The following is a 19928-nucleotide window of genomic DNA, read 5'->3' as shown; positions in this document are numbered from 1 at the left end:
ATAGCGCTGTGAGCTTGCAAAAGCCCCAAACTTAGCAAATGCAAACTATGAAAAACTACCGCTACGTTGACATCATCACAGCCCTGTTCGTAGTGGTGCTGGTGGTTTCCAACATCGCCTCGACCAAGGTGGTGCTCCTGGGCCCTTTTACCTTTGACGGTGGTACAGTGTTGTTTCCGCTGGCCTACATTTTTGGCGACGTGCTCACCGAGGTGTACGGCTACAAGCGAAGCCGCCGGGTGATCTGGACTGGCTTCTTTTTACTGCTGCTGTCTGCGCTCACCTTTGGTCTGGTGGGGGCCTTACCCGCACCCTCCGACGAGTTTAGTCAAAAATCCGCCGAGGCATTTTCCACCATCCTGGGCCTGGTTCCCCGCATTGTGCTGGCCAGCCTGGTGGCCTACTGGGTGGGAGAGTTCGCCAACAGCTACATCCTGGCCCGGCTCAAAGTGGCTACCCAGGGGCGCTTTTTGGCCCTGCGTACCATCGCTTCCACCCTGGTGGGGCAGGGGCTGGATACCGCCATTTTTCTGCTGGTGGCCTTCTATGGTGTTTGGGACAACAACCTGCTTTGGACGGTATTTGTCTCAAACTACATCTTTAAAGTCGGCGTCGAAGTACTCCTGACCCCTGTTACCTACGGCGTAGTTGGCTTCTTGAAGCGAGCCGAAAACGAAGACTATTACGACCGTGACACCCGCTTCAACCCATTTTTGCTGCGTTAGAGCCCAGCCGCTTTGGCCTCACTGGGGCAGGTTTGGGCTTTTCGAGGTCTGGCTCGAGCCAGACCTCTTTTTATACCAGATTCGGTTAGTTCGTCACTGAACGGTGACGAACTAACCCGACCGAAGGGAGTGCTCTAGGATTCAAAAAGATAGCCTCTTAGCGCTTTTTGTTTGAAAAATGTCTTTTTGAATCCGGTATTACATGCACCCCGCCCGAATCGCTCCGTTAGGGACTGTTGGAGCACCATCGTTTTTCAGGCGGTTGCCACCCGCGCTTCAGGCGGGGACCCCAGAAACAGAACAAATCAAAGACATTGCTCACCAGGTCTCATAGCCAAGGCACAGGAGGGGTTATTTTTGTCCAGTAAAAAATAGTTTTATATATTGACATAACCCCAGAATAAGGCTAGCTTCAAAGCACACCAGGGAGCGCAGATGAATACTGAAGCCAGCAATACCAGCAACCCGCTCGAGCCCGCGCGGGCCAGGGCCCGGGGGTATCCATGAACCCAGGTTTGCAGGAGTTAACGCGCCTCTTCCCGCCCAGCCGCCTGCTCCATAGGCCGGGCGAACTCGCACCCTACGAGTCCGACGCCCTCACGGCCTTTAGGGCCCGACCCCTGGCGGTGGTGCTGCCCGAAAGCCACGATGAAGTGGTGGCAGCGGTGCGCTTTTGTGCCCAGCACCAGCTACCCTATGTGGCCCGGGGCTCCGGCACCAGCCTTTCGGGGGGGTCGTTGCCCATCGAGGGCGGCTTGGTCATCGGGCTTAATCGCATGAACAAGCTCCTGCGGCTCGAGCCCAAAGAGCGCATTGCGGTGGTACAGCCGGGTTATATCAACCTGCAAGTCTCGAATGCTGCCGCCCCCTATGGCCTCTACTATGCCCCCGATCCCTCCTCCCAGCCAGTCTCGACCATCGGGGGGAACCTGGCCTTTAACTCTGGCGGAGCCCACTGCCTCAAGTACGGCATGACCTCCAACCACGTGCTGGCGGCCAAGGTGGTGCTGCCCGACGGCGAGACGGTGACGCTGGGCAGCGAAAGCCTGGAAAACACCGGCCCCGACTGGTTGGGCTTGTTTGTGGGCAGCGAGGGACTTTTGGGCATCGCCACCGAGATCACCCTGCGCCTGCTGCCCAAGCCCGAGACCTACCACACCGTGCTGGCGGCCTACGACTCGCTGGCCAAAGCCGGCGATGCGGTGGCAGCGGTGGTGGCCTCGGGGCTTTTGCCGGGCGCGATGGAGATTATGGACTCGCTGGCCATCAAAGCCGCCGAGGCCGCCGTCCAGGCCGGCTACCCCCAAGAGGCCCGCGCCCTGTTGATTGTGGAACTCGAGGGCGAAGTTCCCCAGGTCGAAGCCGAGGCCCGCCGTTTAGACCAGGTCATCCGGCAGTCCGGGGCCTACGAGGTGCGGGTGGCCCAGGGTGCACAGGAGCGCATGAAAATCTGGAAGGGGCGTAAAGCTGCTTTCTCGGCGGTGGGGCGGCTCTCGCCGGACTACATCGTGCAGGACGGGGTAGTGCCCCGCTCCAGGCTGGGCCAGGCCCTGCAGGAAATTGAGCGACTTTCTGAGCACTATGGCCTGCGGGTCGCCAATGTCTTCCATGCGGGCGACGGCAACCTGCACCCCCTGATCCTCTACAACGGGCGGGTGGCGGGGGAGCTCGAGCGGGCCGAGGAACTGGCCGGGGAGATTCTGCGCCTGTGCGTGGCGCTGGGCGGTTCCATCACCGGCGAGCACGGGGTGGGCATGGAGAAAAAAGCCTACATGACCGAGATGTTCTCCGAGACCGACCTGGCCGCCATGCAGCGCATCCGTCGGGCCCTCGACCCCCCCGAGCTATCCAACCGGGGCAAAATGTTCCCTGGAGGCGAAGCCCCTGCGCTTAAGCATTCCGGCCCCCACCCCCTGGAGCAAGCCGGGGTCATCTGGCGGGAGTAGCACATGACGGCTGATGCGCTCTACCCCACCAGCCCCGCCGAGGTGCAGGAAGCCGTCCGCAGCCAACCTCGAGTTCTGCCCCGGGGGGGCGGGAGCAAACCGGCGCTCTCCACACCCCGCGAGGGCCAGGCCGTGCTGGAGATGAGCGGCCTGTCGGGGGTGCTGGAGTACGACCCGGGCGAGTACGTGCTGGTGGCCCGGGCCGGCACCCGGCTGGCCGAGGTGGAACAACTGCTGGCGCAAAACGGGCAGTACCTGCCCTTCGACCCCCCCCTGGTCGAGCAGGGGGCCACCCTGGGGGGCACTGTAGCGGCGGGGCTTTCTGGCCCCCTGCGCCAGCGCTACGGCGGGGTGCGCGACTTCATCCTGGGGGTGCAGTTCGTGGACGGTGAGGGCAGCCTGGTGCGCGGCGGCGGCAAGGTGGTGAAGAATGCCGCCGGGTTCGACCTGCCCAAGCTGATGGTCGGCAGCCTGGGGCGGCTGGGCATCCTGACCGAGCTGGCCTTCAAGGTTTTTCCCTTCCCCAAAGCCACCGCCACCCTGCGGGTCACCTTTCCTGCGCTGGAAGCGGCCCTGGAAGCCCTCTACAAGCTGGCGGGTTCACCCATCGAGCTGTATGCCCTTGACCTCGAGGCCCCCGCCACCCTGGTGCTGCGCCTGGGCGGCCTGCCCGAAGCCCTGCCGAGCCGACTGGAACGGCTGCAATCCTTTCTGAGCAGAAGCGGCGAAGTCCTGCAGGGCGATACTGAAACCCAGTACTGGCGCCACCTGAACCCGCTCAACCTGGGCGAGGGCTACTTGGTCAAGGTAGCGCTCACCGCCCGGCAGATCCCCGCCCTGGAAAAAGCACTGGGCGGCGCTCCCAGGCGCTATATGAGCGCCGGCAACCTGCTGTATATGGCCTGGAACAACGATCTAGAGCGGTTGGATACCCTGCTCAAGTCGGAAAACTTATCTGGCCTGGTTCTAAAGGGTACTACGCCGCGTCCCCAGATTGGCATAGACTTGGGGCAAGTGATGGGCCACCGCGTTACCGCCGCGCTCGACCCGCAGGGCAAGTTCACCCCATATCACCCCTGACCGCTCAATGGAGCTTTATGCAGCACAAGATTGACGTTGAAAAGCTCGGCCCCCAGGGCGAAATCATGGCCCATGCCATCGAGGCCTGTGTACACTGCGGCTTCTGCCTGCCAGCCTGCCCCACCTATCAGGTGCTGGGCGAGGAGATGGACTCCCCCCGGGGGCGCATCTTCCTGATGAAGGAGGTGCTGGAAGGCCACCTGCAACTAGAGGAGGCCCAGCCCTACCTGGACAAGTGCCTGGGCTGCCAGGGCTGCGTCACGGCCTGCCCCAGCGGGGTGCCCTACGGCGAGCTCATCACCACCTATCGGGGCTGGAGCGAACCCCAGCGACAGCGCTCCCCCTTCCAGAAGCTCTTTCGCCTGGCCATCCAGGAGACCCTCCCCTACCCCGCCCGCTTCCGCGCCGCGGCCCGGCTGGGCCAGCTAGGCAAGCTCATGAAGCCCCTTCTGCCGCCTTTGCTGAAGGCTCCCCTCGAGCTCCTCCCCGATGGGTTGCCCAGGCAGGAGCCCCTGCCCGAGGTAGTACCCGCCGAGGGCCAGCGGCGGGCCCGGGTGGCCTTCCTGGCCGGCTGTGCCCAGCAGGTGTTGCAGCCCAATTTCAACCGTGCCACCCTGCGGGTGCTGGCCCAGAATGGCGTCGAGGTGGTCATCCCCAAAGGCCAGAGCTGCTGCGGCGCACTGGCCATGCACACCGGCGAACGGGCCCGGGCCTTGCAGTTTGCCCGCAACAACCTGGCTGCCTTTGCTGGCGATTACGACGCTATCCTTACCAATGCCGCGGGCTGCGGCTCGGGCCTCAAGGAATACCCCCTGCTCTTCCACGGCGAAGCCGAGCAAGCCCAGGCCGGTCAGCTGGTGGCCAAGGTCAAGGACGTCTCGGTCTTTTTGGTCGAGCTGGGCCTGAAGGAAGTGCCCCCGCTGCCAAAGCCCCTCAAGGTGGCCTACCACGACGCCTGCCACCTGGCCCATGCCCAACAGGTGCGGGCCGAACCGCGCCAATTGCTGCAAAGCATCCCCGGCCTCGAGCTCCTCGAGATTCCCGAGGGGGAGCTGTGCTGTGGCTCGGCAGGTACGTATAACCTCGAGCAGCCCCAAATCGCCGCCACCCTGGGCGAACGCAAAGCCCGCCACATCCTGGCTACCGGGGCCGAGCTGGTGGTCACCGGCAACATCGGCTGCTTTACCCAGATCCAAAGCCACCTGCGTAAGTTGGGGCGGGAAATTCCGGTGCTGCACACCCTCGAGCTGCTCGAGCGGGCCTACAGCGGAGGCCCCATCCTGCCCGAGCGGTAAAATCGCCTTGAACATCGAAGGCTACGCGCCGCGCATCCCTCGACCTTTAGCAGCCTCAGCCCTGCGGTGATAGGCTTTGACGCGGCCATTGCGGATAGAATGCGTGTATGCGCGAGCTGCTCGTCGCCAGCTTCCAGCACGCCCTGGAGCAAACCCACCCCGCCCGCCTCACCGCAGCGCACCTGCCACAAGAAACGCCCGCGCTTATCGTTTCGGTGGGAAAAGCAGCCATGAGCATGCTGGCCGCCGCCCAGGAGCGGTTTCCCCGGGTTCCGTTTATCGCGGTGCCCAAGGCCGAGGAAGGCCGCATCTGGCCTCGAGCAGATGGGGGCCAGATCATACCGGCCAGCCACCCCGTCCCCGACGAGCAGAGCGTGGTAGCCGGACAAAAAGTCCTGCAAGCCGTCAGTCGCCTCAAAGCCGACGAGCTGCTGCTGCTTTTGGTCTCGGGGGGTGGCAGCGCGCTCTTGTGTGCACCCTGGGGGATTGACCTACCCACCAAGCAGGCCCTGACCCAAGCACTATTGCGCTCAGGAGCCGATATCCAGGAGGTGAACGCGGTGCGCAAGCACGTCTCGGCCCTCAAGGGCGGGCGGCTGGCGGCGGCCACCCCGGCCCGTATTCTGGCCCTGTACCTTTCCGACGTGCCGGGCGACGACCTCTCGGTGATCGCCTCGGGGCCCACCGTGCCCGACCCGACCACCTTTGCCGAGGCCCTGGCGGTGCTCGACAAGTACGGCCTGGACTTCCCCCAGGTGCGGGCCCACCTGATCCAGGGCGCCAGGGGCACCCTGCCCGAGTCGCCCAAGCCGGGCGAGGCCCTCTTCCAGCGGGTAGAAAACCGGCTTATAGGCAGCAATCAGGTTCTACTCGAGGCCGCCCGGAGCTTCTGGCAGGCCCGGGGGTATTCAGTCGTTATCCTCTCCGACCGTTTCCAGGGCGAGGCCCGCGAGCTGGCCCGCTTCCATGCCGACCTGGTGCAAAGCATCCGCGTCCACGCACAGCCCTTCCGCCCTCCGGTGGTGTTGCTCTCCGGCGGCGAGGCCAGCGTCACGGTGCGGGGGTCGGGCCAGGGGGGGCGCAACCAGGAGTTTCTGGCCTGGCTGGCTTTCTATCTACGCCAGGAGGGCCTCTGGGCTCTGGCCGCCGACTCCGACGGCATTGATGGAAACACCCCTGCGGCGGGCGCCATCTTGCGGCCCGATAGCTGGAACCAGGCCAACCGGATGGGCCTGAACCTCAAGGATTTGCTGCACAACAACAATGCACACGGGTTTTTCCAGGCCCTAGGGGATTTGCTCATCACCGGCGAGACGGCCAACAACCTCAACGATTTTCGGGTGCTGGTGGTGGACAACAAAGGCTAAAGACGCCTGCAAGCGGCCCAGGCCAGCAAGCTGCGATGAACCAAACCCTGACACGGGCTTCAGGTCAAAGCTGAGCGGGGTTGAGCCCTCCCTGTGGCTTTGGAGAGGGGTCTGGCGAAAATACCGTGTGCAGAGCCCGCATACGGTATGCTAAGGCTGGCTCATGTCAAACATTCTGGTTCTACACGGCTTTACCTCTCACCCTATCCTGACCATGGGGCCCCTACCCGAAACCCTCCGCAAGGCCGGATTCAACGTGGCCCAACCCACCCTGCCCGGCCACGGTACCCAACCCGAAGACCTGCGCGGTGTGCGCTGGCTGGACTGGCTCCAGACCGCCCGCGAAGCCTACCTGGCGCTGCCCGAACCCCGGGCCGTGGTGGGGCTCTCGATGGGGGGGTTGCTGGCGGGCTGGCTGGCCGCCGAACACAAAACCACCGCCCTGGTGGCCCTGGCTCCGGCCTTGGGCTTCAAGAACCGCCTGGCCTACCTGGCCCCGCTGTTGCAGTACATCAAGCCCTGGGCTTACAGCACCGACCCTGCCGAAGAAGCCAGGCGACGCGCCAAAAGCCCCAACTACCCCAACTTTCCCACCTCGGCCCTGGCCCAGTTGGTTGCGCTCCAGCAGCGGGTTCCCGAGCTTTTGCCCAGGGTTAAGGCTCCGGCGTTGGTGCTCGAGGCAGCCCACGACGACTCCGTACCCAAAGCCGCAGTGCAACGCTATTTTGACCTGATCGGGGGCCCCCACAAGGAGTACCGCGTCTATCCCAGCCAGCACGACATGCTTTTAGACCCGCTGGCCCAGCAGATTTCCGACGACATCACCACCTGGCTACAAGAGAAGCTCGCAACCTAGAACGCTCTTCACATACGAAATCTCGCTGGATTGTTCCTCTGATACAGAGTGATACAGAGCCTAAGCGATAGCGGGTGTTCCCTAAGCCCGTCGAAGGGAACACTCTGTAATGAATGCCCACGTTAGCGTTGGCTTCGACAACCTCAGCCAACCTGATAAGAAATAGTCAAGCGGTCTTCAAACTATGCCGGTCGTAACAAGCACTACCCAGACCGCTGAACCTCGAGCTCCAGCTTCATGTTGCCCCGCTTGGTCTGGCCCAGCACCTTTTTGACCACCAGGCTGCCCAGCCCTTCGGCCAGCAGGTAGTCGCCCTCGGCCATCTCGTCCTTGGCGGAGGCGGTTTTGCCCCGCAGTTTGACCTTGCCGGCCTTGACCCCCTGGGCAAAGTAGGTGCGCGAAACCCCAAAGCCCTTGGCCCCCACCACGTCTACCCGCAGGCTGGGCACCACCACGCTGCGGGTGCGTTCCCGCGCTTTGGGCAACTGCTCAGGGGCGGCTTCCTGGGCCTGGATTCCCAAATCTTGCAGGGTTTTGAGCCCTTTGGGCAGGGTGGCCAGCAAAAAGCCTTCCCGGGTCTCTTCAATATCGCCCAGCAGTTCTGGCTCCAGTGCTGCGCGCAATTTATCCTCCAGGGCCTCCAGATCCCCCTCAAAGGCCAGGAACACCACCCGGGTGGGGTCGGCCACCACGGGGATGTGCTCGGGGAACAGCACCGCCACCTGCCTCGAGGCCAGCGGCAGGCCCCCAAAGGCCTCGAGGCGAAGGCCTTCCTGCTTAGCCAGGCGGCGGAGCTCCTCCAGCGCCTCGGCCTCCAAAAAGGGGGTCTGCACCACCCGGCCACCTCGAGCTTTTTTCAGGTATTCCTGCATAGTCTCCTACCTATCGTGGTATTCGCTATTTTTGACACTGCAAGAAAACGACAGAGCGTTTCGAATTTCCCAGCGGCAAAAAATAAGCCTTTGACAGCACTCGTAATGACCAGTTTTTGCCATTTTCTCTGAAGGCCGCTCTATACTGCATGGTTCACGCGGCTGGCCGCTTGGGGAATTCTACCCTGAAGGCCACACCACATGGAGCCTGGAAAGCAATTAGCCCAAAGCGGGCTATGCACACTTTTTACCCCTGCCACAGCCCCGCGTAAACCCCGCCCAGAGCCATCAGCTCGGCGTGGCGGCCCACCTCCACAATCCGACCCCCCTCCATCACCACAATCTGGTCGGCCTGCTGCACGGTGGAGAGGCGATGCGCTACCACAATCACCGTGCGGCCAGCTCGAGCGGCCTCGAGGGCCGCCATCACCTGCCCCTCGCTGCTGCGATCCAGTGCGCTGGTAATCTCGTCGAGCAAAAGCACCCGAGCCTCCCGCAACAGCGCCGCCGCAATAGCCAACCGCTGCCGCTGCCCCACCGAAAGCCCCCCACCATGGTCTTCCAGCAGGGTTGAGAGGCCTATCTCGTCCTGCAAGCCCACCGTCGCCAGGGCTTTTAGCATGCCCTCCGGGGTGGCCTTGGGGGCCAGAGCAGCCAGGTTTTCCTGCACGGTTCCGGCAAACAACAAAGGTTCCTGTGGAACCCAGGCCAGGCGGGAACGCAGCCAGTGGGCGTCGTAGCTTTGCAGGTCGCGCCCATCCAGCAAAACCTGCCCTTCACTGGGGCGGTACAGGCCCAGAAGCAGGCGCAGCAGGGTGCTCTTGCCAGCCCCTGAGGGGCCCACAATGGCCGTAAATGAGCCCGGTTTTATGTGCAGGTTGAGGTCTTGCAGGGTGGCCGGGCTGCCGGGGTAGGCAAAGCTAAGCTGGCGCAGCTCGAGCTCCCCCGCCAGGGCCTGGGGCCGGAGCTGGCCCATAACAGGGGCCTGGGGTAGCTTTAGCAACTCCACCAGGCGGGCGGCTGCCCCTTCGGCCTGGGCAAACCCAGTTCCAATGCGGCTTAGCACCTGGAGGGGGGTGATGGCCAGGGCCAATAGACTCAGAAAGGCCGTCAGGTCGCCTGGCGTCATCTGCCCGCGCTGTACCGCGCCCACCCCCAAAAAAAGCAGCAAACCCAGAATGGAGGTGGTGGCGAGCTGTCCTAAAGGCAGGTTCAAAGCGGCTATCAGGCTGCGGGTGCGCCCCAGCCGGTATTGTTGCTGGTTGCTACGGCGAAAGCGCTCGCGCATGAAGTCTTCCAGGTGCAGCGCCCGAACCAGCTCCAGCCGCCCAAAACCTTCGGCCATGCGGCTGAAGAGCCGCTCCAGGGCGGCCTGGGTGCGGCGGCTGTAATGGGTAACCCAGGATCCAATCCAGCCCAGCAGCAAAGCCATCGGCGGCAGTACGAGCAGCAGGTAAAGGGTGAGCTGGGTGTAGTGCAGCAAAAGCTGCCAGAACAGGGCCAGCAGCAACACGCCCTGCATCAGAAGCCCCCCCAGGCTATAAAACAAAAAGCCCTCGAGTTCTTTCAAATCAGCCACCAGCCGCCCGGTCAGCCCGGCGGAAGAGGACGGAAGGGCCATCAGGTCGGTTTGCAGCAGGCGCTCGAACAGCCGCTCCCGCCAGACCGCCGGAATTTTGACCGAGATATAGCCCATAAAGGCTTCCAGCGCATACCCGCTCACCACCAGCAGCAACAGCAACCCAGCCCCGGCCCAAAGCACCTGGCCCAGGCGCTCAAACTGTCCGGAAAGCACCTGGTCGAAAAGGGGCTTGACCACCCGCCCCGGCAGCCAGGCCTGGGCAAGGGCAGGCAGCACGGCCAGCCCAGCAGCCAGTAGGATTTGCGACCAGAAGGGGCGTAGAAGTTGGAGGAGGTTCATAGGGTTAGAAGAGGTGTCCTTGATTCGTCTTTTTTGCTCTAGCCCCCACCAGAAGCACTGGCAGGAAATCTGAGAGGTTTTGACCTGCTCCAAACAGAACGCTCCTGGTAGGGTTCATGTTCGAAGCGGTGCGTGCACAAGGGAAATCTGGAACCATATTTAAGTATGCCCCAGCCAAGACTACCCCTACAGGCAACCAAACGGCAGGCCCTTACCCGCTGTGCTCCAGCACATACTCCACCAGATTATCAGCGCCGGGCGAGGCTTCCAGGCGCTGCAGCTTGGCCCGCACCTCCTGGGTTCGCTCGGGCGTGAGGAGCTCGAGGCCCCTTGCGGCCACCTCGGCAGGGCTGAAGATACCGCGTAACTCGGGAAAAACTCGCTCATCCAGCCACTGGTTGGGTAAGGCCAGGTGGGGCATCTGTGCCACCAGGCGCCGAACAAAACCCGCCTTGAGGTTCCTGGCCCCCGGCCAGCTCAAGAGCCAGTGCCAGATGCCCTCGAGGGGCAGCATCTCCGGCTTGTGCAATGGCAAAAGCACCAGTGAAGGCAGGCCAGCCAGGGCCAGCTCGAGGGTGTTGGTGCCGGGGATGGTGATGGCCAGGGAGGCCTGGCGCATGGCGGCATAACGCTGGGGCTCATCGAGCACGGCCACCTCGAGGCCCCCAGAAGTTTGCAGGCGGTCGCCCACCCAGCGGGCCCCCACCCCGCCTATATCCTTCACCAACCCACCCTCCAGCGCCTCGGCCACCACCGCCTCCGGCAGCAGGCGGCTGCGCACCCAGGCGAACCTGAGTTCAGGCCGCCGAGCCGCCATCTGCTCGGCCACCGCCAGCAAAAACCCCAGCAGGTAGCGGGCGGCAAAGGGGCGACTACCCGCAAACAGCAACACATCGGCCTGGGGGGCAGGCTGCACGGGCGATTCCTTCAGGGCATCCACCACCAGATTTCCCACCACCGCTATGCGGGCCGGGTTCACCCCTCGAGCCTGCATGGCCGCTTTGGTGCGCTCAGAGTCCACCAGCACCGCTCGCAGGCCAGGGTGGTGGGCCCTGGCGTCGAAGGTGTAGGAAAAAGCGGGGTAGCCCGTGGCCCGGCCCAGCAAAGCCGCGTCGCGGGGCGCACCCCCCAGCATTAACACCATGCCTCGCCCCCTGGCCTTGCGTCCCAGCAGCCTGCGGGCCAGCTCCGCCCGGCCCGAAAGGGCATCCAGCCAGAGCCCTTTGGCCTTGGCCTGCTCGGTTCCGGCAGCAAACTGGTCGCGAATCAAGAACAGCTCGATACGGGCCTTCGGCATCTCTTGCCGCAAGCGCGAGAGCACCGGCGGTACCCAGGTCGAAAGCTCGCCGGGGCCGTTGGTCAGGAGCAGAATTTCGTCCAGCATCTGGCCTTGGTGCAGCTTATTCGGTGGCATAGGGTTGGCCTTTGGCCTTATCCCTCAAAGCTCGGCTCACCCCGCACAAAGCCCGAGAGATGGCGCCGGGAAGGAGCCGCCAGGAAGGCTTTGAGCGTCTGCACTTCCTCGGTATCGGGCAGGCCCTCGAGGGAGCGGCCTTCGCGCACAGCTCGGAAGGCTTGCTCGAGCGCCCGGTAACGCTCGCCCGTGATGCCCGCCCGGCGCAACCCCACCGTGTTGAGACGGTAGTGCAGGGCCGGGCTGCCTTCGGCCAGGGTAAAGGGCAGGACGTCCCGGGTGGGTTTGGAGAGGGCCCCTATCATGGCCCGGGTTCCAATCCGCACAAACTGGTGGATGCCGGCCAGCCCCCCTATCACCGCGTAGTCGCCAATCTCAACGTGTCCCGCTACCGCTACCCCCTGGGTCAGAATGACCCCATTGCCCACCTGGGCATCGTGGCCCACGTGAACGTGACCCATCAGGTAGCAGCTCGAGCCGATACGGGTGGGTTGTTCTTCACGGGTAGAGCGGTGCAAGATCACGCCTTCGCGCAACACCGTGTTTTCTCCGACCACAAGCCAGGTCTCCTGCCCCCTGAAGCTCAGGTCTTGCGGCTCACCCCCCAGCACCGCGTGCGGCCCCACCTTGACCCCTGCTAAAAGCCGCACAAATGGGTGAATCACCGCGTGGGCCCCCAGTTCTACGCCTGGGCCAATCTCACAGGGGCCCTCGATAACGGCGTAAGGCCCCACCTTGACGTCAGAAGCCAGGTGGGCCCTGGGCGAAACCACTGCCGTGGGGTGGATGGTCATCCGGCTCACTGAACCGCCCCTCCCGTCTCAGAACGCAGCACAAAGGTTAAGGTGGCCTCGGCCCGCAACTCGCCTTCTACGCGGGCTTCGACCTTTACCTTACCCAAACCCCGCCGGTAGCCCAGGAGTTCCCCTTCCAGAATCAGGGTATCGCCCGGAACCACCGGCTTTTTGAAGCGCGCCTCCTCGACCCCTACCAAAAACACCAGCCCCCCAGGCTTGTACTCCGGTTGCTGGATTACCACCGCCACCGAGCCCTGGGCCATGGCTTCAATCAGCAGCACTCCCGGCATTATGGGGTAGCCCGGAAAATGTCCCTGGAAGTGGGGCTCGTTGAAGGTGACGTTTTTTAGGGCCCGAAAGCGCTTCTCGTCGACTTCCAGAACCCGGTCGATCAGCAAAAAAGGGTATCGGTGCGGCAAAAGCTTCAGGATTTGGTAAATGTCCACGGCTTAATACTAAAGGGTCGGAGGTTGGAGACCAGGGCCCAGGCAAAACCCAGCGGCGCTACCGGGTCATCACTGGCTGTAGGGCACTGGAAAGCTCGAGGGCCAGCTCGAGGGCTAAAAGGTCGTCCTCGAGGGTTGTCAGCGAGGGTTCCCCCTTCTGAATTCGATCCACAAAATGTTTGAGCTGGCGACGCAGGGGGTTGTCGTTGTGAATGGCAATGCGCTCGGTCTGCACCTGGGTACGCCCGTTGGGCTCGGCCCGGTCGGGGTCGGGTTGCACAGGGGGGGCCCGATGCAACGAGAGCTCGGTGTACTCGCTGTTGAAGTCCAGGCGCAACACCTCACCGGGCTGGGTAATGGTCAGCGAACGCTCGGCCTGGGGGGAAATTCGGCTGGCTGTAAAAAGCGCCCGGGCTCCCGAAGGAAAATCCACCACGGCCTGGGCGTACTCGTCCAGCCCCTCCACCTGCCGACCCACCACGCTGTAGCGCAGGGGCTTTTCCCGCAAAAGCAGCAGCACCAGATCCAGGTCATGAATCATCAGGTCGAGCACCACCCCGATGTCGCGTATCCGGCGGTTGTTGCCTATGCGGCGGGCCTCGAGCACCCAGGGGGTCTTAACCATGCTCATCAGGTCATTTACGGCCCGGTAAAAGCGCACAATGTGCCCCACCTGCAAAACAACCCCGCGTTTTTCAGCCAAGCGCACCAGTTCCTTCGCCTCTTGCATGGTGCGGGTCATGGGCTTTTCCAAGAGCACATGCACCCCAGCCTCCAAAAACATGCGGGCCTGTTCGAAGTGTAGTGAGGTAGGCGAAGCAATCGAGACCGCCTGAACCTTACCCAGCAGCTCCACCGGACTGGCAAAGGCCGGTACTTCTAAATCCTGCTCAATAGCGGCCTGACGAAAAGGGTCGGGATCGGCCACCCCTACCAGCCGAACCCCTGGCAGCCCTGCGTATACCTGAGCGTGATACGTCCCCATCACACCAACACCCACAACGCCAACATTTAGCTCCATAGAATCCTCGTGACGTGATGCAAAAGCCCTGCTTCCCAAGCAGGATGATACACTCAAACCTCCATTTACAACCACTTTCGCATGCTTTGTCTTTAGCAAAAGCTCGGGAAAATCACAGCCCGCGGGGGTGGCATCCCTCACTTTTGAGGCTGTACAGACTTGGCGAGGTGGGCTTCTGGCTTTAGCCCACAGAGAGTGCTTTGGCCTGGGAAGAGGCGTTGAAGAGCTTATGGCATCGGGGACTCAGGCGGGTGCTGCTGTTCATCACCAACGGTCTGGTAGGTCTCCAGCAAGCCATCCAGAGGGTCTACCCTGGCGCCGAGTGGCAGCGCTGCGTGGTGCACATGATCCGCTCCAGCCTTTCCCAGGTGCGGGTGCAAGATCGGGGGGCGGTTGCCAAGTATCTACGCGGGGTGTACCAGGCAGAAAGCCGTCAGGAGGCCTTAATAGGAACACAGGATTTCGGTTGCTGCAAGTAATACCGGATTCAAAAAGATAATCTTCAAACAAAAAGCGCTAAGAGGCTATCTTTTTGAATCCTAGAGCACTCCCTTCGGTCGGGTTAGTTCGTCACCGTTCGGTGACGAACTAACCGAATCTGGTATAAAGCGCTCTTCACAACTATTGGGCCGCTCAAAAACTTGATTGCGTTATACCGCACAGCACAGTGGCCTCCCATCCGGGAGGCCACCTCTGTGAAGAGTGCGATAGGTGGCAACCTGAGTTTAGATATAGCTCAGCCTATTTGATGTTTAGCCAGTTATTCTCTGTCACGTGGGCGACATGAATCTTGACATTTTTCCAGTAAGCCGTATCATTCACCCGAGGAGGCTCAATATGACTATGTGGAAGCGGAATGTCCGCTGGGGGGTTCTTGCGGCTGCACTCCTGGCCATGAGCATGGGCTTTGCCCAACAACGGGTGGTCAATGTGATATGCAGTGTGACCCAAAACTGGTGCGAGGCCCTTGGGCCGGCCTTCAAGCAGGCTACCGGCATTGACGTGCGCATCGTCAGCGTCTCGACCAACGAAGCCCTGGCCCGCCTGCGGGCCGAACAGGCCAACCCCACTTTCGATGTCTGGTTCGGCGGTACCGGCGACCCCCACTACGAGGCCTTCAAGGATGCCATCACAGAATGGTATCGCGTAAAGGCTTACAACGACCTCTCGCCCACCATGAAAGCGGCCATCGGCACCACCTACACCCCGCTCTACCAGGGCATCCTGGGCTTTGGTGTCAACCCCAAAGTACTACAAGACCGGGGCGCGCCCATTCCGCGTTGCTGGAAGGATCTGGCCAACCCGGCCTATAGGGGCCTGATCCAGGTCTCAAACCCCAACACCTCGGGAACCGCCTACACGCAGATTGCTACCCTGGTTCAGCTTTTTGGCGAAGAGGAAGCATTTAACCTAATGAAAAGCTACCACCGGAACGTGGCCGAGTACACCCGCTCGGGCGTCGCCCCGCGCATTGCCCTGGGGCGCGGCGAGATTGGGATTGGGATTCAGTTCATGCACGACCTGGTGGAGTTCAAGAAGCAGGGTTTCCCCATCGAAATTGTGGCCCCTTGTGAGGGCACCGGTTACGAAATTGGGGGCCTAAGCCTAGTACGTGGGGCCAAAAACAAGGCCAACGCGCAGGCCTTCATGGACTGGGCTGTCTCGCCAGAGGGGCAAGCAGTAGCCTTCCGGGTGGGAATATTCTCGTTGCCCTCCAATACCAAAACCCCCCTGGTAGAAGGCATTCCCAATCCTAAAGACTTCAAGCTGATCAACTACGATGCCAAGAAGTTCGGGGATCCCGACCTACGCACCCGACTGATTACCCGCTGGACTCGAGAAGTCTTCCCACTGCCCCGCCGCTAAGGCCGCACGTCCAGGGCTGAGGGTTTTGCTGGGGCATTTTTTCCGGGTGCTCGGGCTTAGCGCGCAGTCAAGCATGGCGATTCACAGGTAAAGGGTGACGAACTCGAGCCGAATCCAAGCAAAGGCTCGAGTTCCTTAATGCAAGGAGCCAGCATGGCGGTAATAAGAAAACCAAGCCCCAGCGGCATTGCCAGTGGGCGATCTCCGGCCTGGATCGCCGGACTTACTGCACTGATGAGCCTGTTGCTGTTGCCGTGGAGCCGTACCGACCGCAGTCTGCTCGAGTTCGATAGCAAGCTGCTGGTTTTGAACCAAGCACCCCTGCTGGGCGGGGTACTACTGGCGATTGTGGTGGTTCTGGCACTTTCAAGCTTGCTGCATCTACCCCTGGTACAGCGGGGCTATGCCTTGGTGGGGCTGGGCGGCGCAGGGTTCTTGGCTGGCGTGGGCTGGCTGATCACTACTTCGGTGCCTTTTGGAATAGGGGCTTTCATCGCTCTAGCAGCGCTGCTGGTAGTGGTGGGCATCGGCTTGAGCGAGTCGGGGATAATCCAGAACGATCCCTTTGTAACCAGTAGCATCCTGGTGTGTTCCCTGTTCGTGCTGCTGTTTATTGTTTACCCGCTCTTTACGGTGTTGCGCGAGTCGGTGATGGTAAAAGGCGCTTTCACCCTGAACAAGATTCAAAGCGTTCTGACCTCCCCCCTCTTCATCACCATCGAAAACCCCTACACCGACCGTTCAGAGCAACAGTTGGTTTACCTGATCACCCTGGTCGCAGGAATACTTGGGGCAGGGCTTGCAGCACGCGGGGGCTTGCGCTGGCCTCGAGTCTTCACTGGCTTGGGGGTGGGTCTGGTGCTGGGCTGGATCGTGGGTGCGGGCATTTTCGGCGGCGGGGCTTTCCCCACCAGCTTATACCTCGCCCTCATCGTGGCCCCCATCACCACAGCGCTGGGACTGGTTTTTGCCCTGCTGGAGCAGCGCTCCAGAACCGCCTGGGTGCGCCGCAGCCTGGGGGTGGTGAGTTTGCTGCCCCTAATCACCCCGCCTTTTGTGTTCGCCTTTGCCCTCATTTACTGGCTGGGTCGCAGCGGCATCATTACCAGCGACCTGCTGGGCCTCAAGACCAGCTTTCTGTTTGGTATCAACGGGGTGGCGATCGCACAAATTTTCGCCTTCACCCCGGTGGCTTTCCTTATTTTGCGCGGCTCGGTACAGGGCCTGAACCCCGCCCTCGAGGAGGCCTCGACCACCCTACGGGCCCACCCCTGGCAGACCTTCCGCGACATTACCTGGCCGCTGTTGCGCCCTGGGCTGGCCGCTGCTTTTTTGCTCACCATCATCGAGTCGCTGGCCGATTTCGGCAACCCCATGCTGCTGGGGGGTGATCGCAACTTCCTGGCCACCGAGGTTTTTCTGGCCCTCACAGGACGCTACGACCCCAACGAGGCCGCGGTCTATGGCGCGGTGCTGTTGTGTCTGGTACTGACCATATTTGGCCTTCAACGGCTTTGGCTGGGAAACACTTCGTTTGTCACAGTTACGGGCAAGCCGGGGGCCGGCAACTTCTCGCCCCTTCCGGTCTGGCTCGAGCGCACCCTGCAAACCATCCTGGCCCTGTGGGGCCTGGCGGTGGTGCTGCTGTACCTCTCTATTTTCTACGGCTCCTTTGTGCAGATATGGGGCATCAACAACAGCTTTACTTTAAAGCACTACCTAGACCTGACCAACCTGGGCCTGCCGGTGCTGTTCAAAACCGCTCAACTGGCTTTCCTCAGTGCCATTATCGCTACCCTGGTCGGCTTTTTGATCGCCTACCTGGTCTCGAGGCAGCAGTTTTGGGGGCGAGGGCTCTTGGAAGTGGGCTCGATGCTTTCTTTCGCCACTCCCGGTACCGTGATGGGCGTGGCTTACATTCTGGCCTTCAACACCGGCCCCTGGCTGCTCACCGGCACCGGCATCATCATCGTGCTGGCGCTGGTCTTTCGTAACATGCCGGCAGCAGTGCGGGGGGTTATCTCGGGCCTTTCACAGATTGACAAGAGCCTCGAGGAGGCCTCTACCCTGCTGCGGGCTCCCTCCAGCACCACCCTGCGCCGGGTGTTGTTGCCCTTGCTCATCCCGCAGCTTTTGGCCGGGCTGGTTTTTGCGTTTGTGCGCGGCATGACCGCCATCAGCCAGATTATTTTCCTGATTAGCCCTGGAAACACTCTGGCCACCGTGCTGATGCTGCGCTGGATCGAGCAAGGCGACCTGGGCCGGGGCGCAGCCATGGCCACGGTGATGATTTTCGGGCTGCTCACGGTCATCCTGATTTTGTTTGCCGTCTCGAGGCGGTTGGGACGCGGCACCTCGCTAGAGTCCGCGGTGTGAGGTCAACATGCAGCAAACAGTAACAGCCAATCAGAGGGGTACGCAAAACGCAGTCTCGGTGAGGCTCGAGGGCATCGTCAAGAAATTTGGCAAAGTCACCGCGGTAGAAAAGGTGGATTTGGAGCTGCCCGCAGGAAAGCTCGTCACCTTGCTGGGCCCTTCGGGTTGTGGCAAAACCACCATCCTGCGCATGGTGGCCGGACTGGAGCGCCCTACCGAAGGCCGCATTCTGTTCGGCGGAGAGGATGTGACCCGCCTGCCGGCCTACCTGCGCGACATCACCATGATGTTCCAGAGCTACGCCCTCTTCCCCCACATGAACGTCTACCAGAACATCGCCTATGGCTTACAGGTCACCCGCCGGCCCAAAGAAGAAATCCGCGAGCGGGTGGCCGAGGTGGTGCGCCTGGTGGGCCTGACGGGCCTCGAGGAGCGCCCGGTAGCGGCTTTATCGGGAGGGCAGCAGCAGCGGGTGGCCCTGGCCCGCTCGCTGGTCATGCAGCCGCGGATTCTACTCTTCGACGAACCGCTTTCCAACCTCGATGCCAAACTGCGCAAGCGGGTGCGCGAGGAAATCCGCGACATCCAGCAGGAGCTTGGCATCACCTCGCTTTACGTAACCCACGACCAGGAAGAGGCCATGGCCATCTCCGACCTGGTGGTGCTGATGAACAAAGGGGTCATCGAGCAGCAAGGCGACCCCCGCACCCTCTACACCCGGCCCGTCAGTCGCTTCGCCGCCGACTTCATCGGGCGGGCCAACTTCATCGAAGGGCATTACAGCGGCGGTCTAATCCAGGTGGCAGGTTACAGCCAGCCCCACCAGCAAAGCGGCATCTCGGGCAAGGTAACGGTGATGGTACGCCCCGAGGCGCTGCGGGTCTTTAGGGAAGGGGAGGGCCTCGAGGGCACCATGCATGGCGTGGCTTTTTTGGGCTCTTCCACCGAGTTTAGCGTGGATACCGCGGTGGGGAGGCTCGAGGGGGTGGTCGCAGGGGATGCCCCCGAGCTGCCCGGTCGGGGCGAGAAGGTCAAAGTGCAGTTCGCACCCCAGGGCACCTTCCTGCTGCCTGGCTAGAACGGTAGGGCTCGCCATGAAGTTGCCACCTACAAAATACTGGCCAGCCGCCTGAAGTTGTGGGCAAAGATAAACCCCCACACCTTGAGCACAAAGCCCTGCAGGGTGGTGGCATGAATGCGATAGGGGAATAGCTCCGTCAGGGTAGAACCCACCGACTTGACGATTCTCCGCCCCTGCTGGGCAATCCTCTTGCGGATGGCGCGCATCCGAATACCATCGGCCATCGCCAGGTTATCCTCCAATGTTCTAACAAGCCCCGCGGCAGAAGATACAAACCCCCCACATCCGCAGTGGGCCGGGGGTGAAGATCCCCTCGCTGATCCACGCGTCATATGAACCCCGCCTGAATTGTTCCCTGAAGTTACGCAGCTTCGAGGAATCGCTGTAGCTCAAGCTCGCTGACCTTGAGCTTGCCGGAGATGAGCTGTCGTCGCAACTTGTAGGGAGTGGTTTTGCGGCGTGATTTGAGCTGGTCCAGATAGATGAAGGCCAGCAGCCCAAGGGTGAGATGGCGGCGGTAAGCGGGGATGGATTGCTGCTGTACCCCCTCCCAACCGCATTCTTGCTTCAAGACTCTGAAGGTCTGCTCAATGGTGGAGCGGATTTTGTGCAGGCTTCGCAGGGTGGGCCAGTCCAACTCCAGGTCGCTGCTGGCATAGAACTTGCTCCCCCGCCGGTAGACCACCACTGGAATGCCACCCCTGAGATACCCCAGCGCTGACCAGTAAGGGCCTCTGCGGAAATAGCGGAGCTGCTTGCCATGCTCTCGGATGTATTGCAACAAGCGGGCACTGGCATACCAGGAGTCGAACAGTACGTACTCCGGTTGGAGGCCCAGCCCCACAGTTGCAGGGCCAGGCCATGT

At 62.0% G+C, this 19928-nt stretch carries 16 protein-coding genes and 2 pseudogenes; 10 read left to right on the top strand and 8 right to left on the bottom strand.

What is annotated here, in order from left to right; all coding sequences use genetic code 11:
- The first annotated feature begins 47 nt into the window (after positions 1-47).
- The 6 genes from Q355_RS0107665 (at position 48) to Q355_RS0107640 (ending at position 7269) form a co-directional block, all read left to right on the top strand.
- A complete protein-coding gene (locus tag Q355_RS0107665) occupies positions 48-725 on the top strand; it encodes a queuosine precursor transporter (protein WP_027877262.1) in 678 nt (225 codons plus the stop codon).
- A gap of 503 nt (positions 726-1228) precedes the next feature.
- Complete coding sequence (locus Q355_RS0107660) at positions 1229-2671, top strand: FAD-linked oxidase C-terminal domain-containing protein (RefSeq protein ID WP_027877261.1); 1443 nt, start codon at positions 1229-1231, stop codon at positions 2669-2671.
- Between the two features lie 3 nt (positions 2672-2674).
- Positions 2675-3751 carry an FAD-binding protein gene (locus tag Q355_RS0107655; protein ID WP_027877260.1) on the top strand — a complete coding sequence of 359 codons (1077 nt, stop codon included), beginning with the start codon at positions 2675-2677 and terminating at the stop codon, positions 3749-3751.
- Between the two features lie 17 nt (positions 3752-3768).
- Positions 3769-5046 carry a glycolate oxidase subunit GlcF gene (gene glcF, locus Q355_RS0107650; RefSeq protein ID WP_027877259.1) on the top strand — a complete coding sequence of 426 codons (1278 nt, stop codon included), beginning with the start codon at positions 3769-3771 and terminating at the stop codon, positions 5044-5046.
- Between the two features lie 107 nt (positions 5047-5153).
- Positions 5154-6413, top strand: a complete 1260-nt coding sequence (locus tag Q355_RS0107645) for a glycerate kinase type-2 family protein (protein WP_027877258.1) — start codon at positions 5154-5156, stop codon at positions 6411-6413.
- A 163-nt stretch (positions 6414-6576) separates the two neighbouring features.
- Positions 6577-7269, top strand: coding sequence for an alpha/beta hydrolase (locus tag Q355_RS0107640; RefSeq protein ID WP_027877257.1), 693 nt, complete (start codon positions 6577-6579; stop codon positions 7267-7269).
- Positions 7270-7472: 203 nt separating this feature from the next.
- On the opposite strand, the gene Q355_RS0107635 is transcribed toward Q355_RS0107640, so the two are convergent.
- From Q355_RS0107635 to Q355_RS0107610, 6 genes are all read right to left on the bottom strand, one after another.
- Complete coding sequence (locus Q355_RS0107635; RefSeq protein WP_027877256.1) at positions 7473-8141, bottom strand: RNA-binding protein; 669 nt, start codon at positions 8139-8141, stop codon at positions 7473-7475.
- A 247-nt stretch (positions 8142-8388) separates the two neighbouring features.
- Positions 8389-10062 (bottom strand): ABC transporter ATP-binding protein, encoded by a 1674-nt coding sequence (locus Q355_RS0107630; protein WP_027877255.1) that lies wholly within the window; start codon positions 10060-10062, stop codon positions 8389-8391.
- A 211-nt stretch (positions 10063-10273) separates the two neighbouring features.
- Positions 10274-11476: a glycosyltransferase family protein gene (locus Q355_RS0107625; RefSeq protein ID WP_245597524.1), complete on the bottom strand. Its 1203-nt coding sequence runs from the start codon at positions 11474-11476 to the stop codon at positions 10274-10276.
- 17 nt (positions 11477-11493) lie between these two features.
- Complete coding sequence (gene lpxA / locus Q355_RS0107620; RefSeq protein WP_036258999.1) at positions 11494-12270, bottom strand: acyl-ACP--UDP-N-acetylglucosamine O-acyltransferase; 777 nt, start codon at positions 12268-12270, stop codon at positions 11494-11496.
- A 5-nt stretch (positions 12271-12275) separates the two neighbouring features.
- Complete coding sequence (gene fabZ, locus Q355_RS0107615; RefSeq protein ID WP_027877252.1) at positions 12276-12719, bottom strand: 3-hydroxyacyl-ACP dehydratase FabZ; 444 nt, start codon at positions 12717-12719, stop codon at positions 12276-12278.
- 58 nt (positions 12720-12777) lie between these two features.
- Positions 12778-13740, bottom strand: coding sequence for a Gfo/Idh/MocA family protein (locus tag Q355_RS0107610; protein ID WP_027877251.1), 963 nt, complete (start codon positions 13738-13740; stop codon positions 12778-12780).
- A 167-nt stretch (positions 13741-13907) separates the two neighbouring features.
- Between Q355_RS0107610 and Q355_RS0107605 the strand changes: the two are divergent.
- The 4 genes and pseudogenes from Q355_RS0107605 to Q355_RS0107590 all read left to right on the top strand — a co-directional run.
- Positions 13908-14186 (top strand): annotated as a pseudogene (locus tag Q355_RS0107605) (transposase); the annotation flags it as partial.
- Between the two features lie 391 nt (positions 14187-14577).
- Entirely contained in the window at positions 14578-15606 is a 1029-nt protein-coding gene (locus Q355_RS0107600; protein WP_027877249.1) for an ABC transporter substrate-binding protein, read from the top strand.
- A gap of 153 nt (positions 15607-15759) precedes the next feature.
- Complete coding sequence (locus tag Q355_RS0107595) at positions 15760-17982, top strand: ABC transporter permease (RefSeq protein ID WP_027877248.1); 2223 nt, start codon at positions 15760-15762, stop codon at positions 17980-17982.
- A 7-nt stretch (positions 17983-17989) separates the two neighbouring features.
- Positions 17990-19060: an ABC transporter ATP-binding protein gene (locus Q355_RS0107590; RefSeq protein ID WP_036258970.1), complete on the top strand. Its 1071-nt coding sequence runs from the start codon at positions 17990-17992 to the stop codon at positions 19058-19060.
- A gap of 29 nt (positions 19061-19089) precedes the next feature.
- On the opposite strand, the pseudogene Q355_RS17115 reads toward Q355_RS0107590, so the two are convergent.
- Together Q355_RS17115 and Q355_RS0107580 are read right to left on the bottom strand one after the other, a co-directional pair.
- Positions 19090-19387, bottom strand: a pseudogene (locus Q355_RS17115) (IS982 family transposase); the annotation flags it as partial.
- Between the two features lie 37 nt (positions 19388-19424).
- Complete coding sequence (locus Q355_RS0107580; RefSeq protein ID WP_027877245.1) at positions 19425-19907, bottom strand: transposase; 483 nt, start codon at positions 19905-19907, stop codon at positions 19425-19427.
- Positions 19908-19928: the final 21 nt, after the last annotated feature.

Origin of the sequence: Meiothermus cerbereus DSM 11376, assembly GCF_000620065.1 — a bacterium.
Taxonomy (GTDB): Bacteria; Deinococcota; Deinococci; order Deinococcales; family Thermaceae; genus Meiothermus; species Meiothermus cerbereus.
Note: the sequence above shows the minus strand (reverse complement) of the source record. Positions and strands in the feature narration are given on the sequence as shown.